Source organism: Sphingobium sp. BHU LFT2, from assembly GCF_018604485.1.
In the GTDB taxonomy this organism is placed as follows: Bacteria; Pseudomonadota; Alphaproteobacteria; order Sphingomonadales; family Sphingomonadaceae; genus Sphingobium; species Sphingobium yanoikuyae_A.
Map to the genome: position 1 here is coordinate 150,894 of NZ_JAFCGW010000003.1, position 15,199 is coordinate 166,092.

Genomic DNA, 15,199 nt, shown 5'->3' on the forward strand with positions numbered 1-15,199 from the left:
CGCGCTCGCCAGTCGCGCTTCAGGCGCCCTTCTTGAGGTCGAGCCCGGCGACGTTGAATTCGAACGGGAAGCGCTGGTCCTTCGGGCCGACGGCGAGGTTTACCTTCACGCTTTTCGCCTTGGCGATCGCCTCATAGGCATTTTGCGAGGGCATGATCTCGATCCCGTCCTTCGCTTCGGTCATGCGGCCCTTCCAGCGATGGGCCTTGCCATCATCGGTCTTCGCATCGACCGCGCAGTCGGACAGGTCGCACTGGAAGGGCGCGCCGACCAGCTTCACCGTCACCGTCTTTTCGCCATTGGACATGGGCTGGACCATCAGCACCGAGAAGGTGTCGGCGGCGGTCATGGTCTGCACGCTGTTGGCGCTGCCGATATAGGCGACCTTCTGGCTGGCGCCGGCGGTTTCATATTTCCAGACCTGGCCGATCTGGTCGCGCTGGGTCGGTTCCTTCTTGTCCCCGCCCGAACAGGCGGCCAGCATGCCGAGCATGGCGAGGGGCATGATATGGCGCATTGTCGCATTCTCCTTGTCAGGCAAGAACGCGGGGATGCGCGGGAGTTTCCGTCAGGCGTAGCGGGCAGCGGTCTCGCGGATCAGGGCGATCATGTTGGGAATGCCCTGGGTGCGGTTGGAGCTGAGCTGGTTCTTGAGGTCGAAGGGGGCGAGCGCGCCCTCTATATCGGTCGCGCCGATCTGTGCCGGGGCGCGATCCTGCACGGTCAGCAGCACCAGCGCGATGATCCCCTTGGTGATGGCGGCATTGCTGTCGGCGAGGAAATGGAGCCGGCCATCGTCGAGCACCGTGGGATAGACCCAGACCGCCGCCGAGCAGCCCCGCACCAGCGTCGTATCGGTCTTGAGCGCGTCGGGCATATCCTCCAGCCCCCGGCCGAGATCGATCAACAGGCGATAGCGATCATCGGCGTCGAGAAATTCATATTCTTCCTGGAGGTCGGCCAGAACGGGCATCGGGGCGGGTTGATCGGTCATGCCGCCCATATAGGGGGAAAAGCGGTGCGGGAAAGCCCGAAACCGGCCCCCAAGCGGAGGGACGCGGCTTCGCCCCTGGCTCAGCCTGGCCCTTCGACTTCGCTCAGGGCGAACGGAGAAGAGCCGTTACAGGTCGACGCCGGCGGCGATGGCTTCGAGCTTGCGGATGCGTTCCTTGAGGTCGGCGACCTCGATCCGGGCGGCGGCCGATGGTGGGGCGGCTTCCTCGCTGCGGCGGCTCAGTTCCGCCCGCTTGAGGTCGAGCCAGCCGTTCCAGCCGCGCAGCGACGCGAAGGCGACGATGGTGAGGCCGGCGAGGCCGGCGGTGGCCATGGTGAGGTAGAAGAGGGGATCCTGCATGATGTCCTCCCTGTGTCCTTTGCCGCGATCAGTCGCGGTCCTTGAGCTTCTCGAATTCGCGCTCCAGCGCGGTCGAACTGTCGGTGGCGAGCCGCTCCAGCACGGCAACGCGGTCCTTGAGCGCCTTCACTTCGGCGCGGAGGCGTTCGGCCTCCGGATCGGGACCGCGCTGGATGAAATCCTCGCCCTTGTGGCGGCGCACGACGCCATATTTGGCGCGAACGACGCTGGCGATGGCGGTGATCGCGACGATGGCGACGACCATTTCGAACGGATTCATGTCATTCCTCCCTTGGGCGCGCGGGGCGATCAGTTCGCCGGGCCGCGCAGCCGCTCGATTTCGCGATTGAGCTGATGGCTTTCGTCGGTGACGATCCGCTCGACCACGGCGAGCCGGTCCTTCATCGAGCCGATTTCGGCGCGCAGCTGGGCATTTTCCTGGCTGATCAGTTTGATGCGCTCGACCAGTTCTTCGTTCTTCTGCGGATAGACCGCCTTGCCCCAGCTATTTTCCAGCGGGTAACCGTTGCGGACGCGGAGCCAGGTGGTGAAGATCCACCCGCCGATCGCCATCGCCCCGATCAGAAGCCCGCCGCCGATGATCCACGGCAGGTTGGGCATGACGAAGGCGTCTACCATGTCGGTCTTGTTCATGTCCTTTACTCCCCTTGCCGGCCAGCGTCAGCGCAGCGCGTCGATATCGCGCGCGGTCCGGGCGGCGGGATCGGTGGCGATCCGTTCGAGGACTGCGATGCGTTCTTCGAGGCGGCTGATGCGGCCAGTCAGCTTTTCGTTTTCACTTGAAAGAAGGTCGATTTTTCGACCGGCGTCGGGATCTGTTCGATGAACGGTGCCCGTCCATTCATTTTCAACCGGATAACCATGGCGGGCACGGACCCAGGTGGTGAACATCCAGCCCAGCGTCGACATGGCGATGATGGCCAGAACGAAGGTCGGTCCTGCGAAATTCATGGCCTTAACTCCCCGTTATTGCTGCCCTGTCCTGGCTATGCTTCAGCGCAGGCTGTCGATCTCGTCGGCGAGGCGCGTGTTGCGGCTGGTATAATAGACCTCGATGTCGGCGAGGCGGCGGTCGATGTCGCGGAACTTGGAGCGGACGTCGCGGGTGGAGCGCGCCGGGTTGGTGCGCACGCCCTGCCAGAATTTCTCGTCGTCCCGATCCGAATAAAGGCCCTGGGGCTTGGCATCGGCGAAATAGGCGGCGGCGAAATAGGCGATCAGCGTCCAGGGGAAGGCGCCCATGAGGGTCACCAGCACGGCGCCGACCCGGACCCAGACCACGTCGATCCCGGTATAGTCGGCGATGCCGGAGCACACGCCCATCCACTTGCCATTCTGCTTGTCGAGATAGAATTTGGTGCGGCGGGCGCTCATGTCAGTTCCTCCGGTCGAAATCGTAATTATCGTCCTGTGCCGGACGTTGCGGGCGGAAGTCGGGATTGTCGGCTGCGACGATCCGTTCGACCGTCTGCAGCCTGTCTTCGAGACGGCGGGCGAGCAGGTGGAGTTCGTCCAGCAGCCGCTCATCCTCGTCGGTGATCTTGGGCGCCTGCTTCCACTTGGTGACATAGTGGAAGATCAGCCAGGGCATGCCGATGAACAGCATGCCGCAGACCATGATAGGCAAGAAGACGTCTTCCATGGAATCAGGCTCCCTTGTTCATCGAGGCCTTGAGCGCGGCGAGATCGGCATCGACCTTGTCGGCCGACTTCAACTCCGCGATTTCCTCTTCCAGCGTCTTGGGCTGCGCGCCCAGACCCATGGCATCGGCGCGGCCTTCGGCCATATCGACGCGGCGTTCGAGCATGTCGAAGCGGGCAAAGGCTTCGTTGACCTTCTCGCCGGCATAGGCTTCGCGCACCCGCAGGCGGTTCTGCGCGCTTTCCATGCGGCTGACCAGGCTGTTCTGGCGGGCACGCGCCTCGCGCAGCTTGCCCTGCAGCTTGGCGATATCCTCTTCCGACGCCTTCAGCGCCTCGTCCAGCACCTCGATCTCGTGGGAGAGATGCTCGGCCATGTCGGCGGCCTTCTGGCGTTCGACCAAAGCAGCCTTGGCAAGATCCTCACGGTCCTTGCTGAGGGCGAGCTGTGCCTTTTCGGTCCAGCCGTCCTGCAAAGCCTGCAGCTTGCCGATGTGGCGACGCATTTCCTTCTGGTCGGCGATCGTGCGAGCGGCGGACGCGCGCACCTCGACCAGCGTCTCCTCCATTTCGAGGATGATCATGCGGATCATCTTCGCCGGGTCTTCGGCCTTGTCGAGCAGGTCGGTGACATTGGCGGCGATGATGTCTCGGGTGCGGGAGAAAATACCCATTTTAACGGTGCTCCTGGTCTTCTCTTCAAGGGGGCCGGGGCGGACGAGAGGGGGCATTTCCGCCCCGGCCTGGGTCGTGCGGCCTTACGCCAGATAGCGCAGGGTCGCGGGGGTATCCTGGGTCGCGAGGACCGGGGCTTCGCTGGCGCGGGCCGGGCCGACCGCCGAAAGGATCATGGTCGATCCGAACAGGACGGCGGCAATGGCGACCGACATCAGCTGACCGATTTCGCGAACGCTGTTGCTGTTCTTTTCCATCTTCAACACTCCTTGAACCTGGCCTTCTAATGGTGCCGCCTGTCTGTGCAGCGGCTTCGTTCCCAACATTGCAGAGGCCGTGCCAATTTTCGAAAAGCGCAGAAAACAGCCATTTTTTCAGGATTTGGCACGGCTGCGCAAAGATTTTGCTTGCTGAAAGTTGGGAAATTTCCCCATATTTTGGCACATGGAGAAAAATACCCAGTTTGTCGGCCAGTCGCTGGCCTTTCTCGACGCCGTCGAGCTGGCCGGGCGGGCCGCCGAACTTAATCGCCCGGTGCTGGTGATCGGCGAACGCGGCACCGGCAAGGAACTGATCGCCGAGCGCCTACATCACCTGTCGCCGCGCTGGGGCGAGCCGCTGATCGTGATGAACTGTGCCGCCCTGCCCGAGACGCTGATCGAGGCGGAACTGTTCGGCCATGAACAGGGCGCCTTCACCGGCGCGACCAAGGCGCGGCCGGGCCGGTTCGAGGAAGCCGACGGCGGCACATTGTTCCTGGACGAGCTGGGCACGCTGTCGATGGCGGCACAGGAGCGGCTGCTGCGCGTGATCGAATATGGCGAGGTGACGCGGATCGGATCGTCGCGACCGGTGATGGTCGACGTCCGCATCGTCGCGGCGACCAACGAAGATTTGCCCGCCGCCGCCGATGCCGGGCGCTTCCGCCCCGATCTGCTCGACCGATTGAGCTTCGAGGTCATCACCCTGCCGCCGCTGCGCGCGCGCGAAGGCGACATAACGGTATTGGCCGACCATTTCGGCCGGCGCATGGCAGCGGAACTCAACTGGCCGCAATGGCCGGGTTTCTCCGCCGCCTGCGCGGCCGAACTGGAAGGCTATGGCTGGCCGGGCAATGTGCGCGAACTGCGCAATGTGGTGGAGCGGGCGGTCTATCGCTGGCCCGAGCCGGGGCGGCCGATCTCGTCCATTGTGTTCGATCCCTTCGCCTCGCCCTGGAAACCGCGCCCGATGATGCCGGGGACTGCGGCGCCATCAGCGGAAAATGCGGCACCGGCACCGGTGACCGCATCGGTGACGAACGGCCATGGCGATGTCACCGATCTCAAATCGGCGGTCGACGCGCATGAGGCGGCGATCGTGCGGGCGGCGCTGGAGCGGTTCCGCTATAATCAGCGGGCGACCGCCAAGGGGCTGGGCCTGACCTATGACCAGTTGCGCCATTGCATGAAGAAACATGGGCTGAGCGCGGGATAGGGCGGCACGAGGCCGCCCCACCGGATAGTTTTTTTAACGGGTTGGGACGGGTTCCGGGCCCGAATAATCATAGAAGCCCTTGCCGGTCTTGCGGCCATACCAGCCGGCCTCGACATATTTGACCAGCAGCGGCGCCGGGCGATATTTGGGATCGCCGGTGGTGGTGAGGAAGACGTTGAGGATTTCGAGGGCGGTGTCGAGGCCGACGAAATCGAGCAGGGTCAGCGGCCCCATCGGATGGTTGAGGCCAAGCTTGCAGCCCTGATCGATGTCGGTGACGCTGCCGACGCCCTCACCCAGCACGAACACCGCCTCGTTCAGCATCGGCAGCAGGATGCGGTTCACGACGAAGCCGGGCGCGTCGAAGGCATGGACCGTGGTCTTGCCGATCTTCGCGGCGAAACCCTCGACCGCGGCGACAGTCTCCGGCGAGGTGGCGAGGCCGCGAATGACCTCGACCAGCACCATCACCGGCACCGGATTGAAGAAATGGACGCCGACGAAGCGGCTGGCATCGGGCGCGGCCTGGGCGAGGCGGGTGATCGGGATGGACGAGGTGTTGGTGGCGAGGATGGCGTCGGGCGCCAGGATCTTGCCGACATTTGTGAAGATGGTGCGCTTGACCTCTTCGCGCTCGGTCGCGGCCTCGATCACCAGTTGGGCGCCGGCGAGCGGCGCGATCTCGCCGACCGGGGTGATGCGGGCAAGTGCGGCATCGGCGTCGGCCTGGCTGATCTTTTCCTTTTCGACCGCGCGGGCCAGCAGCTTGGCGATGCCGGCCTTGCCCTTTTCGGCGCGGGGCAGATCGATGTCGGACAGGATCACGTCATAGCCGGCCTGGGCGGCGACCTGGGCAATGCCCGCCCCCATCTGGCCGGCGCCGATCACGCCCACGGTCTTTATGTCGGTCATGTCCCATTCTCCTCACCAAATGTTCGTTCCAGCCCCCCCCTACCGACAAGTAAGGCCGCGCGCCAAGCCCCTTCGCGGGCGGCGAACGGGCCATCGCGACGGATGGATGGTTCGCCCACGCGATTTTCCGCCTTTGCGCGAACCGCACGCCATGCTTAATAGCCGCCCATGCCCCTTGCCGATCCCCTGCCAGCGCCCGCATCCGGACGGTTCATCGCCGCCGTGCATCATTTCCCGCTGCGCATCTATTTCGAGGATACGGACCTGTCGGGGCTAGTCTATCACGCCAATTATCTGCGCTATATGGAGCGCGCCCGGTCCGACATGCTGCGCATCGCCGGCATCGACCAGCGCGCCAATCATGAAGGCGGCGAAGGCGTCTATGCCGTCACCGACCTGAAACTCGCCTATCGCCGCCCCGCCCGGCTGGACGATGACCTGATGGTCGTCAGCCAGGTGATGGAGGTGCGGGCCGCCAGCTGCGTCATTCAGCAAAGAGTCATGCGCGGCGAGGACATATTGACCGACGGCGTCATCACCGTCGCCTATCTGACACCCCAGGGACGACCGCAGCGCCAGCCGCGCCCCTGGATCGAGATTTTCAGCCGTTTGATGCGAGGGGAAGACATCCACCCATGAACCTGTCCATGCCTGACGTCGGCACCGCCATGGGCGCCGCAGCCGACGCCGCCACCATTTCGCCGCTCGCCCTGTTCCTGCAGGCCGACATCGTCGTGAAGGGGGTGATGCTGGGCCTGTTGCTGGCCAGCATCTGGACCTGGGCGATCATCATCGGCTTCAGCTTCACCCTGCGCAAGGCGAGCAAGCAGAGCCGCACGTTCGAGGCGGATTTCTGGAAGGCGGACGATATCGACCGTTTCTATGAAGCCCGCGGCAAGGCCGAATTCCCGGCCGCCAAGGTGATGGCCGCCGGCGTCACCGAATGGCGCCGCTCCACCGCGCAGAAGGTGATCGACCGCGACGGCACGCGCGACCGGCTGGCGACCAGCATGTCGAGCACGATCGCGGCCGAGGTCGACCGGCTGTCGGACCGGCTGAACATCCTGGCGACGGTCGGTTCGGTGGCGCCGTTCGTCGGCCTGTTCGGCACCGTCTGGGGCATCATGCGCGCCTTCACCTCAATCGCCGCGGCGCAGAACAGCTCGCTCGCCGTCGTCGCGCCGGGCATTGCCGAGGCCCTGTTCGCGACCGCGATCGGCCTGTTCGCCGCCATCCCGGCGGTGATCGCCTACAACCGGTTCAGCCATGGCATCAACCGGATGGAATCGCGCCTCAACCGCTTTGCCGATGGCTTCTACGCGACGCTGAGCCGCGAGCTTGAGGCCCAACGCTGATGGCGATGTCCGGTCCTCCATCCGGTCGGCGCGGGCGCAATCGCGCGCCGATGGCGGATATCAACGTGACGCCGCTGGTCGACGTCATGCTGGTGCTGCTGATCATCTTCATGGTGACCGCGCCGCTGCTGGTGACCGGCGTGCCGGTGAACCTGCCCGAGACGCGCGCCAAGGGGCTGGACCAGGATGCCAAGCCGACCGTGGTGTCGATCGATCGCGACGGCGCCATCTATGTCGACGAGGATGTGGTCAGCGACGCCGACCTGCCCGACCGGCTGGCCGAGATCGTATCGGCCAATGCCGGCAAGCCTGACGCGCCGCAGATCTTCCTGCGGGCGGACACGGCGCTGGATTATGGCCGGGTGATGCGGGTGATGGGCGAGCTCAACCGGGCCGGCCTCAACAAGGTGGCGCTGGTCAGCACCGGCGGGCAGGACGGCGCCGACGATGTCAGCGCAGGTTCAGAATAGGGGCCATAGGTCAAACCGATGGAACGCGCGGAAAAAATCGGCCTTGGCGTTGCGACGGCAGGACATGTCCTGCTGTTCGGCCTGCTGTCGGCCGGGTTCCTGGCGACGCCCAATCCGCTGAAGCTGAACAGCCCGCCGATGGATGTCAGCCTGGTGGACGAGGTGGCGCTGCAATCGACCGCGCCGCGCATCTCGACCGAGCCGCCACCGCCCAGCGTCGCGCCTGAAAAGGGCCCGACCGAGGATGCCGCGCCCGCTGCCCAGCCCGAGCCGGCCCCCGTGCCCGAGCCGACCCCGGCGCCGGCCAAACCAAAGCCGGTCCCGCCCAAGGAAGTCGCGAAGCCCGCGCCGCCCAAGCCGAAGCCAACGCCGCCGAAGAAGGAAACGCCCAAGGTGGCGCCCAAGCCCAAGCCGGCACCCGAAAAGCCGGCGGAAAAGCCCAGGGCGAAGCCGGCGCCGGAGAAGCCCAAGGCAGCGGCCGCCGCGCCGGCCAAGGCCAGCGCCAAGCCTGCACCCAAGGCCGCCAAGCCGGCCGCAGCATCGGGATCGGGCAAGGCCGCGGCCAAACCCAAGGGATCGCTGCTGGGCAATGATTTCCTGAAAGGGATCGACACCAGCGCCGACGCGCCGCGCAAACCCGCCGCCGCACCGCAGGCCGCCGCCATGGGGCCGCAGCAGAAGGCGGCGCTGGATGCCGAAATCCGCCGGCAGCTCAAGCCCAACTGGCGCCCGCCGTCAGGCGCGGATGCCGATCAGTTGGTGACCCTGCTGGAAGTGCGGCTGGACAAGAATGGCGCGGTGATCGGCACGCCCGAAGTGATCGACCAGTTGGGCGTCACCGCCAGCAACCGGCCCCAGGCCAAGCTGCATGCGGAACGCGCGATCCAGGCGGTCAAACTGGCATCGCCCTTCCGCAATTTGCCGCCCGAATATTATGAACAATGGAAATGGCTGCGGCCACTCCGCTTTGACGCGAGGCTGACCCGATGACGACGACCCTGCTCCGCCGCCTGGCCGCGGCGACCGCCGCCCTGCTCGCCTTCACCGCCATGCCCGCGCTGGCTCAGCTGTCGGTCGACGTGACCGGCGATATCGACAGCAACCTCAAGATCGCGGTGCCCGCCCTGCCGGCGCAGCAGGATGTGGCGACCCCGGCCGGCACCGCCAATGAACTGGGCCGCAAGATCGCCGAAGTGATCGCCACCGACCTCAAGGGATCGGGCCTGTTCGATCCGTCCGGCCCGGCCGGCACGCCCGCGCTCGCTTTCCCGGAAGTGACCAACCCGGTCTATGACAAATGGGGTGCCTATCAGGCGCTGGTGCAGGGCTTTGTCCGCACCACCGGCGGCGAGGCGGACATTACCGTGGGCTGTTACCTTTATGACGTGGCGCTGAAGCAGGAACTGACGCGCCAGGGCTATGTCGTCGCCCCGCGCGACTGGCGCCGCGCCGCGCATAAATGCGCCGACGCCATCTATGCCCGCCTGTCGGGCGAGAGCCCCTTCTTCGACAGCCGCATCGCCTATATCGCCGAGAGCGGCTCGAAGGATAACCGCGTCAAGCGCCTCGCCATCATGGATTCCGATGGCGCCAACCACCGCTTCATCACCAATGGCCAGTCGATCGCCCTGACCCCGCGCTTCTCGCCCGATTACAAGTCGATCGTCTATGTGAGCTATCTGGGCAGCCGGGTGCGCATCTATGTCTATGACATCGGCACCGGGCAGCAGCGGCTGGTGACCGAAAGCAACAACACGACCTTCGCGCCGCGCTGGTCGCCCGATGGCCGCAACATCCTGTTCTCGATGGCGGTGTCGGGCAATACCGACATCTATCGCGTGTCCGCCCAGGGCGGCGCGCCGGTGCGGCTGACCAATTCGCCGGGCATCGATGTCGGCGGTTCCTATTCGCCCGACGGCCGCCAGATCGTGTTCGAAAGCGACCGGTCGGGCGGACAGCAAATCTATGTGATGAATGCCGACGGGTCGAACCAGCGCCGCATCAGCCATGGCGGCGGCCGCTATGCGACGCCCGAATGGAGCCCGCGCGGCGACCTCATTGCCTTCACCAAGCTGTCGGGCGATTTCAAGATCGCGGTGATGACGCCGAGCGGCGACAATGAGCGCGTCCTGACCAATGGCTGGCAGGACGAGCAGCCGACCTGGTCGCCCAATGGCCGCGTGCTGCAATTCTTCCGCACCACGCCGGGCCGCCAGGGCAGCAGCCAGGTGTGGCAGGTCGACCTGACCGGCGTGAACGAACGGCGCATCCCGACACCGCTCAGTGGCTCCGACCCGGCCTGGGGTCCATTGCTGCCATAAGTTTTCCACAGCTTTTCGACGCGATAGGGAACCCTATCGTCTTGACAGCGTAACGATTTTTACCAACCATGCTGTTGCCCGTCCGGGTGGCAGAATGGCGATATCCTTAGGAGACCCCGATGAAGATCACCCGGCCCCTGCTCATGGCAACCGCCGTCCTGGCCCTCGCCGCCTGCTCGAAGAAGCCGCCGGCCGAACTGCCGCCGGCGCCGGGTGGCAGCGACACGACCCAGACGGGCGGTCCGGTTGGCCAGACCGGCCCGGTCAAGGGCAGCCAGGAAGATTTCGTCGCGTCGGTGTCGTCCGACCGCATCTTCTTTGGCCTCGACCAATATGATGTCGATGCCGAGGATCAGGCGACGCTGCAGAGCCAGGCCGCCTGGCTGCAGCAGAACCCCAATGTCCGCATCACCATCGAAGGCCATGCCGACGAACGCGGCACCCGCGATTACAATATCGCGCTGGGCGACCGTCGCGCCAATGCTGCCAAAAATTATCTCGCATCGCTGGGCATTTCGCCCAGCCGCATCAACACCGTGAGCTATGGCAAGGAACGGCCGGCGTCTCTGGGTTCGGACGAGGCAAGCTGGGCGCAGAACCGCCGCGCAGTGACCGTTACCGTCCAATATTGATCCCCGTCGGGTCGCGACTGACGGCTATGGGCCCGCCGATTTCGATCGGCGGGCCCTTATGTTTTTGGGCCAGCCGCGATCTTCGTTCCGTCTTTGCGAAATTCGTTTCCGATATGTGGGACGACCCTATATATGGGACGAAAACAGGAAGCGAAAAAACATATGCAAGATGGCGAAGAGAAGCAGGAACAGGGCGTTAAGGGCACGCAGACGCTGATGCGCGCGCTCGATATCATGGACGAGGTGATCGACGGGCCGATCCGTGCCGCCGATCTGGCCCGCAAGCTGGGCATGAGCAAGACCACGGCACACCGGCTGGTGCAGGCGCTGAAATCGCGCGACTATCTGGCGGTGACGCGCAACGGCTTCGCGCTCGGCCCCAAGCTGTTGCAGCTGGGCGTGCTGGCCACCGAGCAGATCGACTATGTCCGCGTCGCCCGCCCGTTCATGGAATTACTGTCGGAAAAGACCGGCTTCTGCGTGTTCGTGGGCAAGCGCGAGGGCGACTGGTCGCGCCATCTGGACCGGGTGACCGGCAACCAGCGGCTGCGCGTCGCAACCGCACCGGGCGATCGCCGCCCGGTGGCCGAAACGGGCCTGGGCAAGGCGCTGCTGCTGGACGAGGATGAGGCGACCTGGGAACGGCTCTATGTCGAGGCCAAGGGCGGCGAGGCCAGCCGCAAGCAGATCGACGCCTATATTGCAGAAATGCGCATCCACAAGGCGCGCGGCGAAGTGCTGCATGACAGCGAACTGGGCGATGGCGTGCGGTCGATCGCGGTGCCGGTGCGCGATGCCAAGGGGCAGATCTGCGTCGCCATCTCGATCGCGAGCGCGGCCCATTATCTGACCGACGATGTCCGCCCGGCGCTGGCCGAGCAGGTGATGAAGTCGGCCGAACAGATCAGCGCCGCGGTGGGCTTCAGCGGCCAGCGCTGAATTTCCTTTCGTCCCAAACAAGAAAATGGGCGCGGTCACCGTAGGTAGCCGCGCCTGCCACATAAAAATGGAGCCTGATTCACGCCTTCGGTGAAAGCGCGAAGCGCTTCCACCTCAGACGATCAGGCTCCAAGTTTGGGGAAGACTGGGAAATTACATCCGGTAGGTCACGCCGAAGGTGAAGGTGCGACCGATGCGGGTTTCGAACAGCGTGTCCTGACGCTGGCTGTCGATATAGAGGCGGTTCTGTTCGTCGGTCAGGTTCTGCGCCTCGACGATGATCTTCAGGCGATCGGTGACATTATAGCTGGCCGACGCATCCATGTAGAAGGTCTTGGCATTGCCCTGAAGATCGCTGCCCGGCGAGGCCGGAATGCCGCGGATAAACTTGTCGCGGAAGTTGCCGGTGGTGCGGATCGAGAATTTGTCATCCTCATAATAGAGCGTGCCCGACGCGGTGTTGGGCGACAGGCCGACCAGGTCCGCCGTGGTCGTCACGGTCGGCACGCCGTTCGCGCTGGCCAGGATATAATCGATCTTCGACGTGACGTGGGTGTAATTGGCCAGCACGCCGAAATTGCTGAAGAAGCCGTCGAGGAAGGTGAAGGGGATCTGGGCATTGAGCTCGATACCCTTGAGCTTGCCGCCCGGCGTGTTGAACGGCTGCGAAATGGTGAAGTCGTCGGTCGGTACGGCGTTACCGCCGATCAGCAAGGCATCGGGCAGACCCAGCTGGTTGAACGCGATCTGGCTGTTCACATTCTGGATGAAGCTCTTGATGTCCTTGTAGAAGAAGGCAGCCGAGAGCAGCGAACCCGGACGGAAATACCATTCCACCGCGACGTCGAACGTATTGGCGCGGATCGGATCGAGGAAGGGATTGCTGATGGTGCCGACGCGGGTCGTCGGATTGATCGTCACGGTCGGCGTCAGCAGACCCAGTTCAGGCCGTGACAAGACCTTAGCACCAGAGAAGCGGACGAGCAGATTGTCGATCGGTTCAACGACGATGTTGGCCGAGGGCAACCAATCGTCATAGTTGTTGCTCGCCGACTTGAACTGGCCGGCCACACCGGTAGGCGACGCGGCATTCGCCACGGTGATATAGCCGGAGGAGAACATGTCGGTCTTGACGTAGCGCACGCCGACGTCACCGCGCACACCGAACCCGATTGCGTCGCTCAGGTCGAAATTGGCCATGAGATAGCTGCTCATGACTTCTTCGCGCACCCGGCTGCGTCCACCGCCGCACTCCACGCCGCAATAGCGGACCGCATCGAAGTTGAAGGTGCTGGCCCATTTGTCGGGATCGATCGCCACCCAGCTGGACGGCGCACCATTGCCCCACAGCTTGTCGACGCCGGTGATGGTGGTGGTGATATCGGCCAGCGTCGTGCCGGCCGGGAGGGCCTGCACGATACGGTCAGCATTGTAGGTGTTCAGGAAGGTCGACAGGAAATTGCTGCGCCGATATTGCGCGCCCGCCTTGATCGAGAAGGCATCGCTGACCGTCCATTTCAGGTTGGTTTCAGCGGTCATGTTGTCGGTGGTGTTCTTCGACGGTTTGCCCTGGAAGCTGAAGCCACCATAGACCGTGCCGTTCGCCAGGCTCGGCGCATAGGCGAAGCTGGCCGGATCATTGACGTCGACACCGAAGCCCAGCTTGGGTGTGCTACCGCCGTCGCGGAAGTCGATCGAGAAACCATCGGTATCGACCGCGTCGATGAAAGTCTGGAGACGCTTCTTGCCGTCCCAGATCGACTGGTTGAACCCGACGACGCCGCTGATTTCCAGACTGTCGTTGAGCTGGCGCTTATAATTCAGGTTTGCCTGCTTGAAGGTCGAAACGAAATGATCGACCAGTCCTTCGGAACGGACATCGACACCATCGAACAGACCGTAGAGCAACGAACCATTTTCGTCGAACTCCACGTCACGCACCGATGTCATGGGCTGGCCAAGATTCGAGGCGTTGCGGGCGAAGGACACTGCCGCGATATAATTGTCGCGCCGGGTGACCTCGAACCGCGAATAGAGCAGGTCGAGCGAGATGTCGGTATCATCATCCGGGTTGAACTGGAACGACAGCGACCCGCCGATACGCTCCTGATTCTGTTCACTGTTGAGGTAACGCGGCAGGCGCGGCAGGAAGGCGCCGCTGCCGGGCGTGCTGGCCAGGTCGTCACGCCGCAGATCCTGGATCGTCTGATAGGCGCCGGCATCGCTGGTCCGCGGATTGCCCGTGCTGCAATCGGTGGCGGTCACGCCGCGCGCCGCCAGTTGCGCAGCCGTCTGGCCGGCGGTGTTGATCGGCGCGCCAAGCGGCGAACAGAAGCCGCCATTGGCGTTTGCCGACAGGATGTCGACCGCCGAATAGCCGACTTCGCGGATGTGCCGCTTCTGATAGGCGACCGAACCGAGGATGCCGAAGCCGCTGTCGCCGAACTTCTTCGATATCAGCAGCGAGGCACGCGGATCGACCTCCTTGGACAGTTCGTTATAGACGCCGCGCGCGGTCATCGAGAGGACGAAATCCTCCTTCTGGTCCATCGGCTTGGGCGCACTCAGATCGACCGTCGCGCCGAGCGAGCCTTCCTCGACATCGGCCGAGGGCGTCTTGCGCACCGACAGGGCCGAGAAGATTTCGGTCGGGAAGACGTTGAAGTCGAAGCTGCGGCCATTGTTGCCGGCGCCGTAAATGTCCGACGAACCGGTCTGCGACGTGCCTTCCATGCCGTTGATGCGGGTGCGGGTGAAGGCCGGGCCAAGGCCGCGGACCGAGATGTTGCGGCCTTCGCCGCCGTCGCCGCGCTGGAGCGCGATGCCCGGCACGCGCTGCATCGATTCGGCAAGGTTGGAGTCGGGGAACTTGCCGATATCTTCGGCGACGATCGAATCGATCGCAGCGGCTTCCTGCCGCTTCATGCTGAGCGCACTGTTGAGCGAGGCGCGGAAGCCGGTGACGACGATGTCGGCATTTTCCTGGTCAGGCTGTGCCTGCGGCGCCTGGTCCTGCGCAAAGGCCGGCGCGCCCGCCATCATGGCGACGGCCAGCGCGATCACCGACGAACGGCGCGCGGACGCAATACGGCTGTAATGCTCGATCATGACTTCCTCCCCAATGTGCCGGCCCTCGCCAGCATTCCCACTATGTGAAATTTTGTGTCACACTATATTATATTTCACGACATTTCCATAAAAATCATAATATGATCGCAAGTTCCACACTGTGGATCACCATGACGCTGATCGCATTGGATGCAGGGAGGGATTGACCGGAATTTTTTCCCTATATATGGATCATGCTATCAATTTATGAGACCGATCCCATCGTGATCGCGACCGGATTCCTGCTTCCGCCTCTGCACGGGCGGTTTTCTTGGGGGAGCGCGTCTTGGCGCGC

Annotated in this window: 20 protein-coding genes; 8 read left to right on the top strand and 12 right to left on the bottom strand. The window is 64.1% G+C overall.

Translation table 11 applies throughout. The features are described from left to right. Positions 1-19: 19 nt before the first annotated feature. The 10 genes from JQK15_RS08030 to JQK15_RS08075 all read right to left on the bottom strand — a co-directional run bounded on the left by JQK15_RS08030 (position 20) and on the right by JQK15_RS08075 (position 3,948). Positions 20-517 (bottom strand): hypothetical protein, encoded by a 498-nt coding sequence (locus JQK15_RS08030; RefSeq protein WP_214864758.1) that lies wholly within the window; start codon positions 515-517, stop codon positions 20-22. Between the two features lie 51 nt (positions 518-568). Further along, positions 569-1,003: a SufE family protein gene (locus JQK15_RS08035; RefSeq protein WP_037519416.1), complete on the bottom strand. Its 435-nt coding sequence runs from the start codon at positions 1,001-1,003 to the stop codon at positions 569-571. Positions 1,004-1,120: 117 nt separating this feature from the next. Next, positions 1,121-1,354, bottom strand: coding sequence for a hypothetical protein (locus JQK15_RS08040; RefSeq protein ID WP_010339237.1), 234 nt, complete (start codon positions 1,352-1,354; stop codon positions 1,121-1,123). A 28-nt stretch (positions 1,355-1,382) separates the two neighbouring features. Beyond that, positions 1,383-1,634 (bottom strand): hypothetical protein, encoded by a 252-nt coding sequence (locus tag JQK15_RS08045; protein ID WP_007708693.1) that lies wholly within the window; start codon positions 1,632-1,634, stop codon positions 1,383-1,385. A 29-nt stretch (positions 1,635-1,663) separates the two neighbouring features. Continuing rightward, positions 1,664-2,008 (bottom strand): hypothetical protein, encoded by a 345-nt coding sequence (locus tag JQK15_RS08050; RefSeq protein ID WP_004209381.1) that lies wholly within the window; start codon positions 2,006-2,008, stop codon positions 1,664-1,666. Positions 2,009-2,035: 27 nt separating this feature from the next. Then, entirely contained in the window at positions 2,036-2,326 is a 291-nt protein-coding gene (locus tag JQK15_RS08055; protein ID WP_004209379.1) for a hypothetical protein, read from the bottom strand. 42 nt (positions 2,327-2,368) lie between these two features. Then, the gene (gene pspC, locus JQK15_RS08060) at positions 2,369-2,749 is read right to left on the bottom strand and encodes an envelope stress response membrane protein PspC (protein WP_004209378.1); all 381 of its coding nucleotides are present in this window, start codon (positions 2,747-2,749) and stop codon (positions 2,369-2,371) included. A gap of 1 nt (position 2,750) precedes the next feature. Next, the gene (gene pspB / locus JQK15_RS08065) at positions 2,751-3,017 is read right to left on the bottom strand and encodes an envelope stress response membrane protein PspB (protein ID WP_004209376.1); all 267 of its coding nucleotides are present in this window, start codon (positions 3,015-3,017) and stop codon (positions 2,751-2,753) included. Between the two features lie 4 nt (positions 3,018-3,021). Further along, entirely contained in the window at positions 3,022-3,690 is a 669-nt protein-coding gene (pspA, locus tag JQK15_RS08070; RefSeq protein ID WP_004209375.1) for a phage shock protein PspA, read from the bottom strand. An 84-nt stretch (positions 3,691-3,774) separates the two neighbouring features. Continuing rightward, a complete protein-coding gene (locus JQK15_RS08075) occupies positions 3,775-3,948 on the bottom strand; it encodes a hypothetical protein (protein WP_007708701.1) in 174 nt (57 codons plus the stop codon). A gap of 187 nt (positions 3,949-4,135) precedes the next feature. On the opposite strand from JQK15_RS08075, the gene pspF reads away from it, so the two are divergent. Continuing rightward, positions 4,136-5,167 carry a phage shock protein operon transcriptional activator gene (gene pspF / locus JQK15_RS08080; protein ID WP_214864759.1) on the top strand — a complete coding sequence of 344 codons (1,032 nt, stop codon included), beginning with the start codon at positions 4,136-4,138 and terminating at the stop codon, positions 5,165-5,167. A 33-nt stretch (positions 5,168-5,200) separates the two neighbouring features. On the opposite strand, the gene JQK15_RS08085 is transcribed toward pspF, so the two are convergent. Next, positions 5,201-6,079: a 3-hydroxybutyryl-CoA dehydrogenase gene (locus JQK15_RS08085; protein WP_214864761.1), complete on the bottom strand. Its 879-nt coding sequence runs from the start codon at positions 6,077-6,079 to the stop codon at positions 5,201-5,203. Positions 6,080-6,247: 168 nt separating this feature from the next. On the opposite strand from JQK15_RS08085, the gene JQK15_RS08090 reads away from it, so the two are divergent. The 7 genes from JQK15_RS08090 (at position 6,248) to JQK15_RS08120 (ending at position 11,796) form a co-directional block, all read left to right on the top strand. Further along, complete coding sequence (locus JQK15_RS08090) at positions 6,248-6,718, top strand: YbgC/FadM family acyl-CoA thioesterase (RefSeq protein WP_004209371.1); 471 nt, start codon at positions 6,248-6,250, stop codon at positions 6,716-6,718. Then, positions 6,715-7,434: a protein TolQ gene (tolQ, locus tag JQK15_RS08095; RefSeq protein ID WP_214864763.1), complete on the top strand. Its 720-nt coding sequence runs from the start codon at positions 6,715-6,717 to the stop codon at positions 7,432-7,434. The genes JQK15_RS08090 and tolQ overlap by 4 nt, the downstream gene beginning before the upstream one ends. Then, on the top strand, positions 7,434-7,904 hold the full coding sequence (gene tolR / locus JQK15_RS08100; RefSeq protein ID WP_004209369.1) for a protein TolR: 471 nt from the start codon (positions 7,434-7,436) through the stop codon (positions 7,902-7,904). Before tolQ ends, tolR begins: the two co-directional genes overlap by 1 nt. An 18-nt stretch (positions 7,905-7,922) precedes the next feature. Then, a complete protein-coding gene (tolA, locus tag JQK15_RS08105; RefSeq protein ID WP_214864765.1) occupies positions 7,923-8,894 on the top strand; it encodes a cell envelope integrity protein TolA in 972 nt (323 codons plus the stop codon). Beyond that, a complete protein-coding gene (gene tolB, locus JQK15_RS08110) occupies positions 8,891-10,225 on the top strand; it encodes a Tol-Pal system beta propeller repeat protein TolB (protein ID WP_214864767.1) in 1,335 nt (444 codons plus the stop codon). Before tolA ends, tolB begins: the two co-directional genes overlap by 4 nt. A gap of 119 nt (positions 10,226-10,344) precedes the next feature. Continuing rightward, complete coding sequence (gene pal, locus JQK15_RS08115; protein WP_214864769.1) at positions 10,345-10,857, top strand: peptidoglycan-associated lipoprotein Pal; 513 nt, start codon at positions 10,345-10,347, stop codon at positions 10,855-10,857. Between the two features lie 162 nt (positions 10,858-11,019). Continuing rightward, entirely contained in the window at positions 11,020-11,796 is a 777-nt protein-coding gene (locus JQK15_RS08120) for an IclR family transcriptional regulator (protein ID WP_125987977.1), read from the top strand. A gap of 153 nt (positions 11,797-11,949) precedes the next feature. Here JQK15_RS08120 and JQK15_RS08125 read toward each other — a convergent pair whose 3' ends face one another. After that, the gene (locus JQK15_RS08125; RefSeq protein ID WP_214864771.1) at positions 11,950-14,904 is read right to left on the bottom strand and encodes a TonB-dependent receptor; all 2,955 of its coding nucleotides are present in this window, start codon (positions 14,902-14,904) and stop codon (positions 11,950-11,952) included. Positions 14,905-15,199 lie beyond the last annotated feature (295 nt).

Bases quoted from the DNA above. Each gene is read 5' to 3' on its own strand.
- JQK15_RS08030 (WP_214864758.1), bottom strand. From the start codon at position 517: ATGCGCCATATCATGCCCCTCGCCATGCTCGGCATGCTGGCCGCCTGT.
- JQK15_RS08125 (WP_214864771.1), bottom strand. From the start codon at position 14,904: ATGATCGAGCATTACAGCCGTATTGCGTCCGCGCGCCGTTCGTCGGTG.
- JQK15_RS08085 (WP_214864761.1), bottom strand. From the start codon at position 6,079: ATGACCGACATAAAGACCGTGGGCGTGATCGGCGCCGGCCAGATGGGG.
- JQK15_RS08055 (WP_004209379.1), bottom strand. From the start codon at position 2,326: ATGAATTTCGCAGGACCGACCTTCGTTCTGGCCATCATCGCCATGTCG.
- tolQ (WP_214864763.1), top strand. From the start codon at position 6,715: ATGAACCTGTCCATGCCTGACGTCGGCACCGCCATGGGCGCCGCAGCC.
- tolB (WP_214864767.1), top strand. From the start codon at position 8,891: ATGACGACGACCCTGCTCCGCCGCCTGGCCGCGGCGACCGCCGCCCTG.
- JQK15_RS08035 (WP_037519416.1), bottom strand. From the start codon at position 1,003: ATGGGCGGCATGACCGATCAACCCGCCCCGATGCCCGTTCTGGCCGAC.
- tolA (WP_214864765.1), top strand. From the start codon at position 7,923: ATGGAACGCGCGGAAAAAATCGGCCTTGGCGTTGCGACGGCAGGACAT.
- JQK15_RS08090 (WP_004209371.1), top strand. From the start codon at position 6,248: ATGCCCCTTGCCGATCCCCTGCCAGCGCCCGCATCCGGACGGTTCATC.
- pspC (WP_004209378.1), bottom strand. From the start codon at position 2,749: ATGAGCGCCCGCCGCACCAAATTCTATCTCGACAAGCAGAATGGCAAG.
- JQK15_RS08075 (WP_007708701.1), bottom strand. From the start codon at position 3,948: ATGGAAAAGAACAGCAACAGCGTTCGCGAAATCGGTCAGCTGATGTCG.
- JQK15_RS08050 (WP_004209381.1), bottom strand. From the start codon at position 2,008: ATGAACAAGACCGACATGGTAGACGCCTTCGTCATGCCCAACCTGCCG.
- pspB (WP_004209376.1), bottom strand. From the start codon at position 3,017: ATGGAAGACGTCTTCTTGCCTATCATGGTCTGCGGCATGCTGTTCATC.
- pspA (WP_004209375.1), bottom strand. From the start codon at position 3,690: ATGGGTATTTTCTCCCGCACCCGAGACATCATCGCCGCCAATGTCACC.
- pspF (WP_214864759.1), top strand. From the start codon at position 4,136: ATGGAGAAAAATACCCAGTTTGTCGGCCAGTCGCTGGCCTTTCTCGAC.
- tolR (WP_004209369.1), top strand. From the start codon at position 7,434: ATGGCGATGTCCGGTCCTCCATCCGGTCGGCGCGGGCGCAATCGCGCG.
- JQK15_RS08120 (WP_125987977.1), top strand. From the start codon at position 11,020: ATGCAAGATGGCGAAGAGAAGCAGGAACAGGGCGTTAAGGGCACGCAG.
- JQK15_RS08040 (WP_010339237.1), bottom strand. From the start codon at position 1,354: ATGCAGGATCCCCTCTTCTACCTCACCATGGCCACCGCCGGCCTCGCC.
- JQK15_RS08045 (WP_007708693.1), bottom strand. From the start codon at position 1,634: ATGAATCCGTTCGAAATGGTCGTCGCCATCGTCGCGATCACCGCCATC.
- pal (WP_214864769.1), top strand. From the start codon at position 10,345: ATGAAGATCACCCGGCCCCTGCTCATGGCAACCGCCGTCCTGGCCCTC.